Annotated in this window: 14 protein-coding genes; 9 read left to right on the top strand and 5 right to left on the bottom strand. The window is 63.6% G+C overall.

The features are described from left to right. Positions 1-76: 76 nt before the first annotated feature. On the bottom strand, positions 77-634 hold the full coding sequence (locus tag NGM28_RS24775; protein ID WP_011534674.1) for an NADPH-dependent FMN reductase: 558 nt from the start codon (positions 632-634) through the stop codon (positions 77-79). 159 nt (positions 635-793) lie between these two features. On the opposite strand from NGM28_RS24775, the gene NGM28_RS24780 reads away from it, so the two are divergent. Beyond that, complete coding sequence (locus NGM28_RS24780) at positions 794-1,012, top strand: hypothetical protein (protein WP_011534675.1); 219 nt, start codon at positions 794-796, stop codon at positions 1,010-1,012. Here the strand turns inward: NGM28_RS24780 and NGM28_RS24785 are convergent. The 4 genes from NGM28_RS24785 to NGM28_RS24800 all read right to left on the bottom strand — a co-directional run bounded on the left by NGM28_RS24785 (position 996) and on the right by NGM28_RS24800 (position 5,518). Beyond that, on the bottom strand, positions 996-3,245 hold the full coding sequence (locus NGM28_RS24785) for an Orn/Lys/Arg family decarboxylase (RefSeq protein WP_252091939.1): 2,250 nt from the start codon (positions 3,243-3,245) through the stop codon (positions 996-998). The two genes, NGM28_RS24780 and NGM28_RS24785, sit on opposite strands and share 17 nt — an antisense overlap. Positions 3,246-3,366: 121 nt before the next feature. Then, positions 3,367-4,122, bottom strand: coding sequence for a DNA polymerase III subunit epsilon (gene dnaQ / locus NGM28_RS24790; RefSeq protein ID WP_240066410.1), 756 nt, complete (start codon positions 4,120-4,122; stop codon positions 3,367-3,369). A 162-nt stretch (positions 4,123-4,284) separates the two neighbouring features. Next, complete coding sequence (gene rnhA, locus NGM28_RS24795) at positions 4,285-4,731, bottom strand: ribonuclease HI (protein WP_011534678.1); 447 nt, start codon at positions 4,729-4,731, stop codon at positions 4,285-4,287. Positions 4,732-4,744: 13 nt separating this feature from the next. Then, the gene (locus tag NGM28_RS24800) at positions 4,745-5,518 is read right to left on the bottom strand and encodes a class I SAM-dependent methyltransferase (protein ID WP_252091941.1); all 774 of its coding nucleotides are present in this window, start codon (positions 5,516-5,518) and stop codon (positions 4,745-4,747) included. A gap of 80 nt (positions 5,519-5,598) precedes the next feature. On the opposite strand from NGM28_RS24800, the gene gloB reads away from it, so the two are divergent. The 8 genes from gloB to NGM28_RS24840 all read left to right on the top strand — a co-directional run bounded on the left by gloB (position 5,599) and on the right by NGM28_RS24840 (position 16,135). Then, on the top strand, positions 5,599-6,378 hold the full coding sequence (gene gloB, locus NGM28_RS24805; RefSeq protein WP_252091943.1) for a hydroxyacylglutathione hydrolase: 780 nt from the start codon (positions 5,599-5,601) through the stop codon (positions 6,376-6,378). Positions 6,379-6,478: 100 nt separating this feature from the next. Continuing rightward, complete coding sequence (locus tag NGM28_RS24810; protein ID WP_252091945.1) at positions 6,479-7,909, top strand: lytic transglycosylase domain-containing protein; 1,431 nt, start codon at positions 6,479-6,481, stop codon at positions 7,907-7,909. Positions 7,910-8,118: 209 nt separating this feature from the next. Next, a complete protein-coding gene (locus tag NGM28_RS24815) occupies positions 8,119-9,951 on the top strand; it encodes an extracellular solute-binding protein (RefSeq protein ID WP_252091947.1) in 1,833 nt (610 codons plus the stop codon). Continuing rightward, entirely contained in the window at positions 9,948-11,780 is a 1,833-nt protein-coding gene (locus NGM28_RS24820; protein WP_252091949.1) for an extracellular solute-binding protein, read from the top strand. Before NGM28_RS24815 ends, NGM28_RS24820 begins: the two co-directional genes overlap by 4 nt. A gap of 1 nt (position 11,781) precedes the next feature. Beyond that, complete coding sequence (locus NGM28_RS24825) at positions 11,782-12,855, top strand: microcin C ABC transporter permease YejB (RefSeq protein WP_046854817.1); 1,074 nt, start codon at positions 11,782-11,784, stop codon at positions 12,853-12,855. A 1-nt stretch (position 12,856) separates the two neighbouring features. Further along, positions 12,857-13,876 (top strand): ABC transporter permease, encoded by a 1,020-nt coding sequence (locus NGM28_RS24830; protein WP_028690523.1) that lies wholly within the window; start codon positions 12,857-12,859, stop codon positions 13,874-13,876. Position 13,877: 1 nt separating this feature from the next. After that, a complete protein-coding gene (locus NGM28_RS24835; protein ID WP_252091951.1) occupies positions 13,878-15,497 on the top strand; it encodes an ABC transporter ATP-binding protein in 1,620 nt (539 codons plus the stop codon). Continuing rightward, positions 15,497-16,135 (top strand): hypothetical protein, encoded by a 639-nt coding sequence (locus NGM28_RS24840; protein WP_240066417.1) that lies wholly within the window; start codon positions 15,497-15,499, stop codon positions 16,133-16,135. The genes NGM28_RS24835 and NGM28_RS24840 overlap by 1 nt, the downstream gene beginning before the upstream one ends. Positions 16,136-16,588: the final 453 nt, after the last annotated feature.

Raw genomic sequence — 16,588 nt, forward strand, 5'->3', positions numbered from 1 at the left:
GTACATGAGCGGTTCGCCGGCAAGCCGGCTCCTGCACGATACCCGTAGGAGCCGGCTTGCCGGCGAACCGCCCCTATCAGACCGCCCGGTTCAGCTTCACCCAGGACGCGAACTTGTCGATGAACGCCTGCAGGAACGGCCGGGTCTTGTCATTGAGCTTGCCGCTGTCGTCGAACAGCGTCGCCGCCCCGCCGATATACGCTTCGGGCATCTGCATGCACGGCATGTCGAGAAACACCAGAGACTGACGCAGCGCATGGTTGGCGCCGAACCCGCCGATGGCCCCCGGCGACACGCTGGCCACCGCCGTCGGCTTGCCGCTCCAGGCACTCTGGCCATAGGGCCGCGAACCCACGTCGATGGCGTTCTTCAGGCAGCCTGGCACCGAACGGTTGTATTCCGGGGTGACGAACAGCACCGCGTCGCTGCGGCGGATCTCGTCGCGAAAGTGCTTCCACGCCTCCGGCGCCTCGGGCTCGACATCCTCGTTGTACAACGGCAGGTCGCCAATCTCGACGATCCGCAGGGCAAGGCTGGACGGCGCCAGCTCAGACAGCGCGCGGGCCACCTTGCGGTTGTAGGAGTCCTTGCGCAAGCTGCCGACGACGACCGCTACCGAATAGACCTGGCTCATGGCGATAAACTTCCTGTGCTGGAAAAGGGACGTAACTAGTTATAGATGACCGTTCCTCGGCCCCCGGGATTTTTTTCCATCTGGCTGAAAACTTCCCACGCCTTTTGCTGGTCTATGGGTACAGACATTTCCTACACGTTTCCGAGGTTTCCACCCAAAATGGCAGCAGTAATGGTCGGCCAGTTCCACGCCCGCGACGCCGAAGGCCGTATCTACCCCGTTCACGAGTTCCAGGAGTCCACCCTCCAGGCCGACGGCAGCACCTTGGGCGCGCCCGTCACCACCTACCGGCTGGCCATCGGCGACCGCGTCAACCACCTGGGCGAGGACCGCTTCGAGCTGGCCCAGACCGGCGTCGAGATCATCCGCATTCCCTGACGCAATCCACCGTGTACAGCGCTGCGTCATGCTGCAGGCCGTGCACATCGGCGACAAAACCCGGGAAGCCTTCGTCGAAGGCCCGGGCGAATACCAGGTAGTCGATGATCGAGCGGGTCGCCTCGGTGAAACGCTCGCCTGGCATGATCAGCGGAATTCCCGGCGGATAAGGCACCAGCATTACCGCCGAAACCCGCCCCAGCAGTTGTTCGATCGGCACCGCCTCCACGTCCCCCTTCACCATCCGGTCATAGGCCTGGGCCGGGCTCATGGCCACTTCGGGTAGCCGCGTGAACAACCGTTTGAGTTGCTTGGCGGTGGCGTTGGTGCGGTAGCAAGCGTGCAACTGATCGCACAGGTCGCGCAGGCCCAGGCCCCAGTAGCGCAGTGGCTGCGCCGCCACCACGCTCGCCAGGCACTGATCGAGCGGTGTGTTGCCATCGTAATGGCGCTTGAACTCCAGCAATTCGGTGAGCAAGGTGCTCCACTTGCCCTTGGTGATGCCCATCGAGAACAGCACCAGGAAGCTGTAGAGGCCAGTCTTCTCCACCACCAGCCCGCGCTCCCAGAGGAACTTGCTGACCACCGCGGCCGGTATGCCCTGCTCGCCCAATTTTCCCCCGGCATCGAGCCCTGGCATCACCAGGGTTACCTTGAGCGGGTCGAGCAGCACGTAGTCGTCGGCCACCTCGCCAAAGCCATGCCAGTCGGCCCCCGGCTGCAACACCCAGTCCGCGGCCGCCAGGCGCTCGATGCCCTCGGTGGCCGGTGGCTGCCAGATGCTGAACCACCAGTCCTGCGCCGCAAGGTGCTGGCGCAGGTTGGCCAGGGCACGGCGAAAGCTCAGGGCCTCGTCGAACATCTCCTGCAGCAGCGAACGCCCGGCCGGCCCTTCCATCATGCTCGAGGCCACATCCAGCGAGGCGAGGATGCTGTACTGCGGCGAGGTGGAGATATGCATCATGAACGCTTCGTTGAAGCGGTCGCGGTCCAGTTGGCGGGCCGCGCCATCCTGCACATGGATCATCGACGCCTGGCTGAACGCGGCCAGCAGCTTGTGGGTGGAGTGGGTGCTGAACAGCAGCGGGTCGTGCGCCGCCCGCGGCGTGCCCATGGCATAGCGGCCGTCGAAAAAATCATGGAAGGCGGCATAGGCGAACCAGGCTTCATCGAAATGCAACACCTCTACGCTGGCGCCCAGGGCCTGCTTGATCAGCCCGGCGTGGTAGCACAGGCCGTCGTAGGTGGAATTGGTGACCACGGCCAGCTTGATCCTCGGCGTGCGCCCCTGGGCCAGCGGGTGGGCCTGGACCTTCGCCTGGATCGACGCCGGGCTGAATTCACTGAGCGGGATCGGCCCGATGATCCCCAGCTCGTTGCGCTCAGGGCACAGGTAGATCGGAATCGCCCCGGTCATGATGATCGCGTGCACCACCGACTTGTGGCAGTTGCGGTCAACCAGTACCAGGTCGTCGCGCCCGACCATCGCGTGCCAGACGATCTTGTTGGCGGTGGAGGTGCCATTGATGACGAAGAACGTGTGGTCGGCGCCGAAGTTGCGCGCGGCGCGTGCCTCGGCTTCGGCCAGGGGGCCGGTGTGGTCGAGCAGCGAGCCCAGCTCCGGCACGGACACCGACAGGTCCGAACGCAGGGTGTTCTCACCGAAAAACTGGTGGAACGCCTGCCCCACCGGGCTCTTGCGGTAGGCCACGCCACCACCGTGGCCTGGGGTGTGCCAGGAGTAGTTGGACTGTGCGGTGTGCTGCACCAACGCCTTGAAGAACGGCGGCAGCAGCCCGTCGAGGTAGTTGTGCGCGGCCCGCGCCACCTGGCGGGCAAGAAAGGGCACGGTGTCTTCGAACAGGTAGAGGATGCCGCGCAGCTGGTTGAGCTCGCCCATGGCTTCGGCGGGGGCGTTTTCCAGGGTGACCTGCTCGCCCAGGGCGAAGATCGGCAGGTTGGGCGCACGCAAGCGAGCCAGGCGGATCAGCTCGGCCATGTTCTGCAGCAAGTGAGAATTGTCACCAGCGCCTTCGGCGGCGATCAGCATGCAGGCCAGGCCGTGGTGAGTGGCGGCGACCAGGCGGGCTTCAGCCTGGTCGGCGGCGGCGAGGATGGCGAAGCCGTCCTGGGCCAGTTCATCGGCGATGCCGCGCACCCGCTCGCCGGCGACGCTGTCGGCCTTGATGGCCCGGTGGACGATCAGTATGGGGAACTTGAGGTCCTTGTACATCGGGCGGCTACCTCTGCGGGGGCTTTTCCCACAGGGTAGTTGATCAAGCCCATTCGCCAGGGCCCTACGAGCCCTCTGTAGGAGCCGGCTTGCCGGCGAAAGGGCCCGCACTGCGTTCACATCAACTGGCGGCAGGCTCGGTCAATGCCTGCCACATCGCCGGCCCACCCGCCGACTTGGCGATGGCCGCCAACCGTTCGGCGTGAGCTTCCAGTTCTTCCTCATTGGCCATGATCACCCGCCCGGCCGCACGCCCGGTAATCCGTCGGATCTCGCTGCCCGTGCCACCCTGCCCATCCTCGCTCTGCGCGCCATCGCCCGCCAGCGACAGGCTGGTCTGCCCGCCGGTCATCGCCAGGTAGACGTCGGCCAGCAGTTCCGAGTCGAGCAATGCGCCGTGCAGCTCACGGCCGGAGTTGTCGATACCGTAGCGTTTGCACAACGCGTCGAGGCTGTTGCGCTGCCCCGGATGGCGCGAGCGCGCCATCATCAGGGTGTCGAGGATGCTGCAGTGCTGCGAGATGTCGGCGCGATCGTGCTGGCCCAGCAGGGCGAACTCGTTGTTGATGAAACCGACGTCGAACGCCGCGTTGTGGATGACCAGGGTGGCGCCTTCGATGAACTCGAAGAACTCCTGGGCTACGTCGCCGAAGCGCGGCTTGCCGACCAGGAAGGCGTCGGTGATGCCGTGGACGCCGATGGCGCCCTCGTCGCTCTCGCGGTCTGGTTGCAGGTAGACGTGGAAGTGCCGCCCGGTCAGGCGCCGGCCCATGACCTCGACGCAACCGATCTCGATGATGCGGTGGCCATCACCCACCGGCATACCGGTGGTTTCGGTATCGAGAATGACCAGCCGTTGATCTTGCTGCTGCTCCACGGGGTGACTCCAACTTTGCGCTGCTTGAATATGGCGCGGGAGTATACCGGAATCGGGGCCGCTTTGCGGCCCATCGCGGCTGAAGCCGCTCCTACAGAGGCCGCGCGGAACCGGGTAGGAGCGGCTTCAGCCGCGATGGGCTGCACCGCAGCCCCAATCGGATCAACGCTGCGCCCGAACCTCGTCGACCCCACGGTTGGCCAACTGGTCGGCCCGCTCGTTACCCGGGTGGCCGATATGCCCGCGCACCCACTTCCAGGTCACCTTGTGCCGGTTGACCTGTTCATCGAGGGCCATCCACAGGTCGGCGTTCTTCACCGGCTCCTTCGCGGCGGTCTTCCAGCCACGCTTCTTCCAGTTGACCATCCACTCGTTGATGCCCTTCATCACGTACTGCGAGTCGGTGGTCAGCACCACCTCGCACTCGCGCTTGAGCGCCTTCAGGCCTTCGATCGCGGCCATCAGTTCCATGCGGTTGTTGGTTGTTTCGCGCTCGCCGCCCCACAGCTCCTTCTCGACGCCCTTGAAAACCATCAGCACACCCCAGCCACCCGGGCCAGGGTTGCCCTTGCAGGCACCATCGGTGTAGATCTCGACGCTATCGCTCATGTACCACTCATGTTCAGTGCTTGTCAGTATCGGGATTGCTGGCCGTGCGGTTGACCTTGGCCAGCGGCAACGGCAGCAGCTTGCCCATGGGCTCGCGGCGCTCCAGGCGCAGGGGCCGCAGGCCGACCACCATCTTGCGCGCCACCAGCAGGTAGACGCCGCCACCGGCGCTCTGCCAGCCCCCAGCCACCCGCTCCCAACCGGCCAGGCGCTGCTGCCAGGCGGGCGAGGCAAGCGGCGGACGATAACACCCGAAACGGCGTTTCTCCAGCGCGAAGCCCAGCAGGTTGAGCCAGTCGCCGACCCGCGACGGCGAGATGCAACGGGCCTTGCGCAAGGCACCATGGCTGAAGAGGTGGCGAATGCCCCAACCGCTCCAGGGGTTGATCCCGACGATCAGCAGGTGCCCGCCCGGGCGCACGGCGCTGGCCGCTTCGCGCAGCAGCCCGTGGGGTGAAAGGCTGAAATCCAGGCCATGCTGCAACACCACCACGTCGGCGGCGTGCTCCGAGAGCGGCCAAGCCTGCTCCTCGCAGACGATCTCCACCCCCGGCAGCGGCGCCCCCAGGCGCACATTGCGCTGCACCTGCGGGGCGCTGGGCGGGGGTTCGGCGCAAGAGCCGTAGTGCACGAGGTAACCGCCGAAGAAACGCCGCAGCTCTTCTTCGAGCAACTTTTCCTCTTCCTTGAGCATCAACTGCCCAAGAGGGCCCTCGAACCAGTCGCGGGCCAGGCTGATCAGTTCGACCCAGTCGGGGTCGGCCTGGGCAAAGGCTTGGTCGGTCATTGCGTTCTCCCTCGAAGGTTCTCCGGCCGCGCCATCGCGGCTAAGATGCCCTCAATGTCCAGGCTTGGCGAATCCGCACCATGATACAGATCGACGCCCTACCCGCTTTCTCCGACAACTACATCTGGTTGTTACAGGATACTGCCAATCGCCGCTGCGCGGTGGTCGACCCCGGCGACGCCGCCCCGGTGCTCGATTGGCTGGGCAAGCATCCCGGCTGGGTGCTGGAAGCAATCCTGGTCACCCACCATCACCACGACCACGTCGGTGGCGTCGAGGCCCTGAAGCAGGCCACCGGCGCCCAAGTGTTCGGCCCGGCCAACGAGCGCATTCCGGCCCGCAATGTCGCCCTCGAGGACGGCGCCCAGGCGCACGTGCTGGGCCTGGCGTTCGACGTCCTGGCCATGCCAGGCCACACCCTCGGGCACATCGCCTATTACACTGCGCAATCGACCACGCCGCTACTGTTCAGTGGCGACACCCTGTTCGCCGCCGGCTGCGGGCGCCTGTTCGAGGGCACCCCGGAGCAGATGCACCATTCGCTGCAGCGCCTGGCCGCCCTGCCCGAGCAGACCCAGGTGTACTGCGCCCACGAGTACACCCTGAGCAACCTGCGCTTTGCCAAGGCCGTCGAGCCGCACAGCGAGCCCGTGCAACAACGCTTCGAAGCGGTCACCCGACTGCGTGCCGAGAACCGCATCAGCCTGCCTTCGACCATCGGTATCGAACGCCAGACGAATCCATTTCTTCGCACAGCTGAAACATCCGTTAAACAAAAAGCAGACGAATGGAAGGGGCATTCCAACCCCACCCAAGCCTCTGTTTTTGCTGCCTTGAGGTCTTGGAAAGACGTCTTTTGATAACCTCAAGATATATCGCGCCATGAGCGCAAAGGTTGACCAGGCCGGGGCCGGTTTTTAGAATCGCCGAACTTTTTTGCCCGGATACCCGTCCCAGCCGATGTCTTCCCGTAGCCGCAGAACCTCTCATTCGGTCGCTTTGACGCGACTGGCCCAGATCAGTGCACTGGCGCTGGCCGCCACCCTGGTCGGCTGCCAGAGCACCCGTCAGCTCGACGAAGCAGACAGCGTTCGCGCGCACAACTACCAGGCGCGGATCAAGCACAAACCCGCGCCGCTGGTGGTCAAACCGAAGGAGCAGGCACCGCCGCAGGACGTCTGGGAGCGCATGCGCCAGGGCTTCGCCCTGCAGGACGGCATCGACGTCAACCCGCGTATCGAGCAGCAGCGCCTGTGGTTCGCCAGCAACCCGTCGTTCCTCGAGAACGCCGGCGAGCGTGGCAGCCTCTACCTGCACTATATCGTCGAGCGCCTCGAAGAACGCGACATGCCGCTGGAGCTCGCGCTGCTGCCGGCCATCGAGAGCGCCTACAACCCGATGGCCTACTCGCGCGCGCATGCCGCCGGCATGTGGCAGTTCATCCCGTCCACCGGGCGCCACTTCAACCTGCGCCAGACGAATTTCTACGACGGCCGCCGCGACATCACCGCGTCGACCAACGCCGCGCTGGACTACCTGAACCGCCTGCACGACATGTTCAACGGCGACTGGCTGCTCGCCCTGGCGGCCTACAACGCCGGCGAAGGTACTGTCAGCCGCGCCATCGAGCGCAACGAGCGCCTGGGCCTGCCCACCGACTACTGGAACCTGCCGCTGCCGCAGGAAACCCGCGACTACGTGCCCAAGCTGCTGGCCCTGTCGCAGGTGGTCAGCACGCCTGACGCCTATGGCATCAACCTGAACCCGATCGCCAACGAGCCCTACTTCGAAGCCGTCGCCATCAACGACCGCCTCGACCTGTCGCGCGTGGCGGCCTTCGCCGACATCGACGAAGACGAGCTGATCCAGCTCAACCCCGCGTTCAAGAAACGCATGACCGTGGACGGCCCGCAGCAACTGCTGGTACCGACCGCCAAGGCGCAACTGCTGACCGACCGCATGTCCAACCTCAAGCCCGAGGAATTGGTCAGCCTGCAACCGAACAAGGCCGTGTTCCAGGCCGCGCTGGCTGAGAACAAAGCGCCGGCTTCGCGCAGCTACCGGGTCAAGCGTGGCGACAACCTGGGCAGCATCGCCAAGGCCAACCGCGTGGCGGTCAAGGACATCCAGCGCTGGAACCGCCTGTCTGGCAAGAACGTGAAAGTCGGCCAGGTGCTCGCCCTGCGCGGCGGCAACGCACCAAGCCCAGCAGCCAACCGCAGCGCCGATTCGAAACAGCGCGCCACCCAGTACAAGGTGCGCCAGGGCGATTCGTACTACCTCGTCGCCAAGCGTTTCAATGTCGAGATGAAGCACCTCAAGCGCTGGAACCCGCGCAGCGGGCATGCCCTCAAGCCGGGCCAGACCCTGACCGTCTACCTGTCGCATTGATCGGAATGTTCGCCGGCAAGCCGGCTCCTACGGCACGGCGACCGCCGTTTTACCTGTAGGAGCCGGCTTGCCGGCGATGGGGCGCAAAGCGCCCCCAAACCACGCCCCTGCCAAGCTCGCCCCGCAATAGGGAACGACTCTTTTTCGAGCCTGTACAAGCTGTTACTGTACCCCGACCAAGCCCAACGCCCTCTGGATCGGATGCCGACGTGATACGTCCCCTCCTGCTGTCTCTCAGCCTGGCCTTGAGCTTCCCCGCCGTCGCGATGGTGAGCGAAAGCCACGGATACGCGCAGTTCGGCACGCTCAAGTACCCAGCCACCTTCACCCACTTCGACTGGGTCAACCCGCAAGCCCCGAAAGGCGGCACCTTGCGGGCCATGGCGTTCGGCACCTTCGACACGCTCAACCCCTACACTTTCAAGGGCTCGAGCCCGGTCACCACGCCCAATTTCCTGCAGTACGGCATCAGCGAGCTGAACGAGACGCTGATGGTCGGCACCGGAATGTACGACCCCTCCGGCGACGAACCCACCTCCAGCTACGGCCTGATCGCCCGCTCCGTCGAGTACAGCGAGGACCGCAGCTGGGTGGTGTTCAACCTGCGCCCTGAAGCGCGCTTCCATGACGGCACGCCGATTACCTCGGCCGACGTCGCCTTCAGCTACCGCACCCTGCTCAAGGACGGCCACCCGATCTACCGCACCAACCTGCAGGAAGTGGCCCGGGTCGACATCCTCAACCCGCTGCGCATTCGCTTCGTGTTCAAGCGCGCCGGCAACCCGCTGCTGATCCTGCGCCTGGGCGAGATGCCGGTGCTGCCCAAGCACTACTGGGCAAAGCGCGACTTCAAGGCCACCACCTTCGAACCGCCACTGGGCAGCGGCCCCTACCGCATCACCGAAGTACAGCCCGGCCGGCGCGTGGTGTTCGAACGGGTGAAGGACTACTGGGGCAAGGACCTGGCCGTGAACCGCGGCAAGTACAACTTCAACCGCGTCGAGTACGAGTTCTACCGCGACACCACCGTGGCCTTCGAAGCCTTCAAGGCCGGTGAGTTCGACATCTACATCGAGCACCAGGCGAAGAACTGGGCCAACGGCTACACCTTCCCCGCCGTGCGCCGGGGCGAGGTGATCAAGGCGCAGATCCCGCACCAGATCCCCACGCAAACCCAAGGCCTGTTCATGAACAGCCGCCGCGCCGCCTTCAGCGACCCACGGGTACGCCAGGCGCTGGGCCTGATGCTCGACTTCGAGTGGACCAACCGCGCCCTGTTCAACGGTGCCTACCGGCGCGCCACCAGCTACTACCCCAACAGCGAGTTCACCGCCAGCGGCCTGCCCACCGGCAAGGAGTGGCTGCTGCTCAAGCCGTTCCGCGACCAGTTGCCGGAAAAACTGTTCACCCAGCCCTACCAGGTCAGCCACACCGACGGCAGCGGCATCAGCCGCCCGGCCCTGCGCCAGGCCCTCGGCCTGTTCGCCCAGGCCGGCTGGAAGCTCAACGGCCAGCGCCTGGTGGACGGCAAGGGCCAGCAGTTCCGCATGGAGCTGCTGTTGGTGAACCCCAACCTCGAACGCATCCTGCAACCTTATGTCGAAAATCTGGCCAGCATCGGCATCGATGCGCGCTTGCGCACCGTCGACCGCGCCCAGTACAAACAACGGCTCGACCAGTTCGATTTCGACATGATCCTGATGACCCTGAACCAGACCCTGAGCCCGGGCCTCGAGCAATGGTTGTACTTCCACTCCAGCCAAGCCGCCACCAAGGGCAGCAAGAACTATGCTGGCGTGAAGGACCCAGTGGTCGACCACCTGCTCGACACCCTGCTCGCCGCCCGCAGCCGCGATGACCAGATCGCCGCCGCGCGCGCCCTGGACCGCGTGCTCTCATGGCAGTACTACATGATCCCCAACTGGTACCTCGACAATCACCGCCTGGCCTACCGCAACCGGTTCGCCTTCGTCACCACGCCGCCCTACACCCTCGGGTTGAACAGCTGGTGGATCAAGAAGACTTCGGAGAAAGCCAAATGACGCCCACCCTGCGCCGCCTGGCCGCCAGCCTGCTGCTGGCCTGCCTCACGCTCCCGGCCGTGGCCGCCCCGCAACACGCCCTGACCCTGTACGGCGAGGCGCCAAAATACCCGGCCAACTTCCAGCACTTCGACTTCGTCAACCCCGACGCGCCCAAGGGCGGCACCTTCCGCCAGTCCAGCTTCGGCGGCTTCGACAGCCTCAACCCGTTCATCAACAAGGGCGTGCCCGCCGACAACGTCGGCAGCATCTACGACACCCTGATGCGCCAGAGCCTGGACGAGCCCTTCACCGAGTACGGCCTGGTGGCCGGCAAGATCGAGAAGGCCCCCGACAACAGCTGGGTGCGCTTCTACCTGCGCCCCGAGGCGCGCTTCCACGACGGCCACCCGATGCGCGCCGAAGACGTGGTGTTCACCTTCAACGCCCTGATCAAGGACGGCGCGCCGCTGTACCGCCAGTACTACGCCGACGTCGCCGAAGTGGTCGCCGAAGACCCGCTCAAGGTGCTGTTCAAGTTCAAGCACACCAACAACCGCGAACTGCCGCTGATCCTCGGCCAGCTGCCGGTGCTGCCCAAGCACTGGTATGCAAACCGCGACTTCAACCGCGGCAACCTGGAAATCCCGCTGGGCAGTGGCCCGTACAAGGTCGCCGAGGTGAAGGCCGGCCGCTCGATCCGCTACGAGCGGGTGAAGGACTACTGGGCCAAGGACCTGCCGATCAACCGCGGCTTCTACAACTTCGATGTGATGACCTTCGACTCGTACCGCGACAACACCGTCGCCCTCGAAGCGCTCAAGGCCGGCCAGTTCGACTACGCCCTGGAAGTCAGCGCGAAGAACTGGGCCACCGCCTACGACGTGCCCGCCGTGCGCGACGGCCGGCTGATCAAGGAAGAGATCCCCAACGGCAACCCGGTGGGCATGCAGGGCTTCATCTTCAACCTGCGCAAACCCATGTTCCAGGACGCCCGCGTGCGCCACGCCATCAGCCTGCTGATGGACTTCGAGTGGACCAACAAGCAGCTGTTCAACGGCGCCTACACCCGCACCGGCAGCTACTTCGAGAACTCCGAGATGGCCGCCAGCGGCCTGCCCACGCCCGCCGAGCTGAAGATCCTCGAACCGCTGCGCGGCAAGGTGCCCGATGAGGTGTTCAACGACGCCTTCCACAACCCCGTCACCGACGGCAGCGGCATGATCCGCGACCAGCAGCGCCAAGCGTACAAACTGCTGCAGGAAGCCGGCTGGAAGATCGTCGACGACAAGATGGTCGACAAGGACGGCAAACCGCTGACTATCGAGTTCCTGCTGGCCCAGACCCAGTTCGAGCGCGTGCTGCTGCCGTTCAAGCGCAACCTCGCGGACCTGGGCATCAACCTCGAGATCCGCCGCGTGGACGTGTCGCAGTACATCACTCGCCTGCGCTCGCGGGACTACGACATGATCGTCGGCGGCTTCGCGCAATCGAACTCGCCCGGCAACGAGCAGCGTGAATACTGGAACAGCGCCGCCGCCGACAACCCCGGCAGCCGCAACTTCATCGGCCTGCGCGACCCCGCCATCGACCAACTGGTTGAAGAACTGATCAACGCCGATTCGCGCCAGAGCCTGGTCGACCACTGCCGCGCCCTGGACCGGGTGCTGCTGTGGGGCTACTACGTGATCCCCAACTGGCACATCAAGACCTCCCGCGTGGCCTACTGGAACCACATCGGCCACCCGGAGAAGTCGCCCAAGTACGACATCGGCATCGACACCTGGTGGATCAAACCCAACGTGACGCCCGCCGTCACCGCCGCCCCCGTGACGGAAGAGGCCCACTGACATGCTGGCCTATATCCTGCGGCGCCTGCTGCTGATCATCCCGACCCTGTTCGGCATCCTCATCATCAACTTCATCATCGTCCAGGCCGCCCCTGGTGGCCCGGTCGAACAAATGATCGCCAAGCTCGAAGGCTTCGAAGGCGCCACCAGCCGCATCGCCGGCGGCGGTGCCGAGGTCTCGGTGGCCGGCTCCAACTACCGCGGCGCGCAAGGCCTGGACCCGGCGCTGATCGCCGAGATCGAGCGCATGTACGGCTTCGACAAGTCGGCGCCCGAGCGGCTGTGGATCATGGTCAAGAACTACGCCCAGCTGGACTTCGGCAACAGCTTCTTCCGCGACGCCAAGGTTATCGACCTGATCGCCGAGAAGATGCCCGTGTCCATTTCGCTAGGGCTATGGAGCACGCTGATCATGTACCTGGTGTCGATCCCCCTGGGGATCGCCAAGGCCGTGCGCCACGGCAGCCATTTCGACGTGTGGACCAGCTCGGCGATCATCGTCGGCTACGCCATCCCCGCGTTCCTCTTCGCCATCCTGCTGATCGTGCTGTTCGCCGGCGGCAGCTACTTCGACTGGTTCCCGCTGCGCGGGCTGACCTCCAACAACTTCGACGAGCTGAGCACCACCGGCAAGGTGCTCGACTACTTCTGGCACCTGGTGCTGCCGATCACCGCGCTGGTGATCGGCAACTTCGCCACCATGACCCTGCTGACCAAGAACAGCTTCCTCGACGAAATCAACAAGCAGTACGTGGTTACCGCCAAGGCCAAGGGCCTGAGCCGCACCCGCGTGCTGTACGGCCATGTGTTCCGCAACGCCATGCTGCTGGTGATCGCCGGCTTCCCTTCGGCGTTCATCGGCATCTTCTTCACCGGCTCCCTGCTGATCGAGGTGATCTTCAGCCTCGACGGCCTGGGCCTGATGAGTTTCGAAGCGGCGATCAACCGCGACTACCCGGTGGTGTTCGGCACCTTGTTCATCTTCACCCTGCTCGGGCTGGTGGTGAAGCTGATCGGCGACCTCACCTACACCCTGGTCGATCCACGCATCGACTTCGCCAGCCGGGAGCACTGACATGGCCCTGTCCCCCCTCAATCGCCGGCGCTTCGAGCGCTTCAAGGCCAACCGCCGCGGCTGGTGGTCGCTGTGGATCTTCCTGGTGCTGTTCGTGCTGAGCCTGGGCGCCGAGTTCATCGCCAACGACAAGCCGATTGCCGTGCGCTACGACGGCGAGTGGTACTTCCCCGCCTTCAAGCGCTACCCCGAGACGACGTTCGGCGGCGAGTTCCCGCTGGAGGCCAACTACAAGAGCCCATACATCCGCGAGCTGCTGGAGAAAAAGGACGCCTTCGTGCTGTGGGCGCCGATCCCCTACAGCTACCAGAGCATCAACTACGACCTGAAGGTGCCTGCCCCCGCGCCGCCCTCCACCGACAACCTGCTGGGCACCGACGACCAGGGCCGCGACGTGCTGGCACGGGTGATCTATGGCTTCCGTATCTCGGTGCTGTTCGCCCTGACGCTGACCATTGCCAGCTCCATCGTCGGCGTGATCGCCGGCGCCTTGCAGGGCTTCTATGGCGGCTGGGTCGACCTGGCCGGCCAGCGCTTTTTGGAGATCTGGTCCGGCCTGCCTGTGCTGTACCTGCTGATCATCCTTGCCAGCTTCGTGCAGCCCAACTTCTGGTGGTTGCTGGGCATCATGCTGCTGTTCTCGTGGATGAGCCTGGTGGACGTGGTGCGCGCCGAGTTCCTCCGTGGGCGCAACCTCGAGTACGTGCGCGCCGCCCGCGCGCTCGGCATGCGCAACGGCCCGATCATGTTCCGCCACATCCTGCCCAACGCCATGATCTCGACCATGACCTTCATGCCGTTCATCCTCACCGGCGCCATCGGCACCCTCACCGCCCTGGACTTCCTCGGTTTCGGCCTCCCCGCCGGTTCGCCGTCGCTGGGCGAACTGGTCGCCCAGGGCAAGTCCAACCTGCAAGCCCCCTGGCTGGGCATCAGCGCCTTCGCCGTGCTGGCGGTGATGCTGAGCCTGCTGGTATTCATCGGCGAATCCGCCCGCGACGCCTTCGACCCGAGGAAATGACATGAGCCAAGACACCCTGATCGAAGTCCGCGACCTGGCGGTGGAGTTCGTCACTGGCGAGCAGGTCAACCGCGTGGTCGACGGCATCAGCTTCGACATCCGCAAGGGCGAGACCCTGGCTCTGGTGGGCGAAAGCGGCTCGGGTAAGTCGGTGACCGCGCATTCGATTTTGCGCCTGCTGCCCTACCCACTGGCGCGGCATCCTTCCGGCACCATCCAGTACGGCGGCAAGGACCTGCTGCACCTGGGCGAGAAGCCCATGCAGCGGATTCGCGGCAACCGCATCGCGATGATCTTCCAGGAGCCGATGACCTCGCTGAACCCGCTGCACAGCATCGAGAAGCAGATCAACGAGATCCTGTTGCTGCACAAGGGGCTGACCGGCAAGGCCGCCACTGCGCGCACGCTGGAGCTGCTGGAGCTGGTTGGTATTCCCGAGCCCCAAAAGCGTCTGAAAGCCCTGCCCCATGAACTGTCCGGTGGCCAGCGCCAGCGGGTGATGATCGCCATGGCCCTGGCCAACGAGCCCGAACTGCTGATTGCCGACGAGCCAACCACGGCGCTCGACGTGACCGTGCAGTTGAAGATCCTCGACCTGCTCAAGGAGCTGCAGGCGCGCCTCGGCATGGCCCTGCTGTTGATCAGCCACGACCTCAACCTGGTGCGCCGTATCGCCCACCGCGTGTGCGTGATGCAGTGCGGCAAGATCGTCGAGCAGGCCGATTGCGCCACGTTGTTCAGCAAGCCGCAGCATCCATATACGCAGATGCTGATCAACGCCGAGCCCAGTGGCGCGCCCGCCGCGAACGCCGAAGGAGCGCCGTTGCTGGAGGTCAAGGATCTGAAGGTGTGGTTCCCGATCAAGAAGGGGCTGCTGCGCCGGACCGTGGACCATGTGAAGGCGGTGGATGGAGTGAACTTCAGCCTGCCCCAGGGGCAGACGCTGGGGATTGTTGGCGAGAGTGGGTCGGGCAAGTCCACCTTGGGGTTGGCCATCTTGCGGTTGATTTCCAGCCAGGGTGGGATTCGCTTCCGTGGGCAGAGTCTTGAAGGGCTGAACCAGAAAGCCGTGCGACCGCTGCGGCGGGAGATGCAGGTGGTGTTTCAGGATCCCTTTGGCAGCTTGAGCCCGCGCATGTGCGTGGCGGATATCGTTGGCGAGGGGTTACGGATTCACAAGATCGGTACACCGGCTGAGCAAGAAGCGGCAATTATTGCGGCGTTGGAGGAAGTGGGGCTGGATCCGAGGACGCGGCATCGGTATCCCCATGAGTTTTCTGGGGGGCAGCGGCAGCGGATTGCGATTGCTCGGGCGTTGGTGTTGAAGCCCGCGCTGATTTTGCTGGATGAGCCGACTTCGGCGCTGGATCGGACGGTGCAGCGGCAGGTGGTGGAGCTTTTGCGGAATTTGCAGGTTAAGTACAACCTCACCTACCTGTTCATCAGCCATGACCTGGCGGTGGTCAAGGCGTTGAGTCATCAGTTGATGGTGATCAAGCATGGGCAGGTGGTGGAACAGGGGGATGCGGGGGCTATATTTCAGGAGCCGAAGCATGGGTATACGAGGCAGTTGTTGGAGGCGGCGTTTTTGGAAGTGAATGCGACCGCCAAGGGGGCATGATGAACAAGAAAGACACCGCACGTGGCTCAACCATCGTCGACACCATACGATCGGACTCTTTGAAAAGCATAGGCAAAGACTATGCAGAGATCGGGTTAGACTCCGCACTTGAGTCGGGCATCCTTCGAGACATCCCGATTGTGAACACCGTTGTTGGATTGTTCAGCTTTGCAGGCACGATAAGAGACTCCCTGCTTACTTCAAAAATAATCAGATTTATCAATCAGCTATCCGAGCTTTCAACCAAAGAGCGGATAGCAATGACAGACAAACTGAATGAAGATGACAAATTCGCTGGGAAAGCTGGCTCCGTCATCATTGAAGTTCTAGACAGAATGGAAAGCGCAAAAAAGCCGGAAATTGCCGCCAAAGCATTTTCAGCTTATGCGAAAGATGAAATTTCATTCGAAGAGCTTCGACGCATCTTGTTTGCCCTCGAGCGACTCCCATCATTCGATTTTGACAAGCTAATACCATTTTCCAAGGCAACGATTCAAGAATCAGTAAAAATGGATGAATCCCTCTTGCTTACATTCGTAAACGCCGGACTAGGAAAAAACAACGGCGGCTTCGATGGAGGTGCAATAATTCCAACCAACCTTTGCAAACTATTGGTAAAGCTGAACATATTTACTTGAACCATACAAAGATCAGGCATACTGCAAATCCACATAAAAACAACATAAATCAGACTTACCCTCTTCCTTGTAGTCCATTTCCCAAATATCCTCTCAACGCCTTTTTTTCGTTGCGGCCACCCTGGCATCCGCCTAGTCTCAGCAAGTCGCTGAAATCAGCGATCGACTTTGACAGGTCGCAACGGTATTAAGCATACGGCTAGCCCTCAATGGTAGCTGTACGTGCGGGCACGCTTGCGTGCGCCGGAACTTTGCTTATTCCGCCGGTCTGTCAACCCACGTACAGCTGCCACCCTTCTGTTTGACAGCAGAAAGGTGGCAGTCCCAATAAGGAATAAGAAGATGCTAAAGATAGTCCCCGATCCACCCCACAACCACCACTCCCTCGAAGACACCATCATCCAGGCCACCGAATACGCCCTGTGCGCGCAGACCGTGGCGCATCACGCCCTG

Source organism: Pseudomonas sp. MWU13-3659, from assembly GCF_023757525.1.
GTDB classification, from domain to species: domain Bacteria; phylum Pseudomonadota; class Gammaproteobacteria; order Pseudomonadales; family Pseudomonadaceae; genus Aquipseudomonas; species Aquipseudomonas entomophila_E.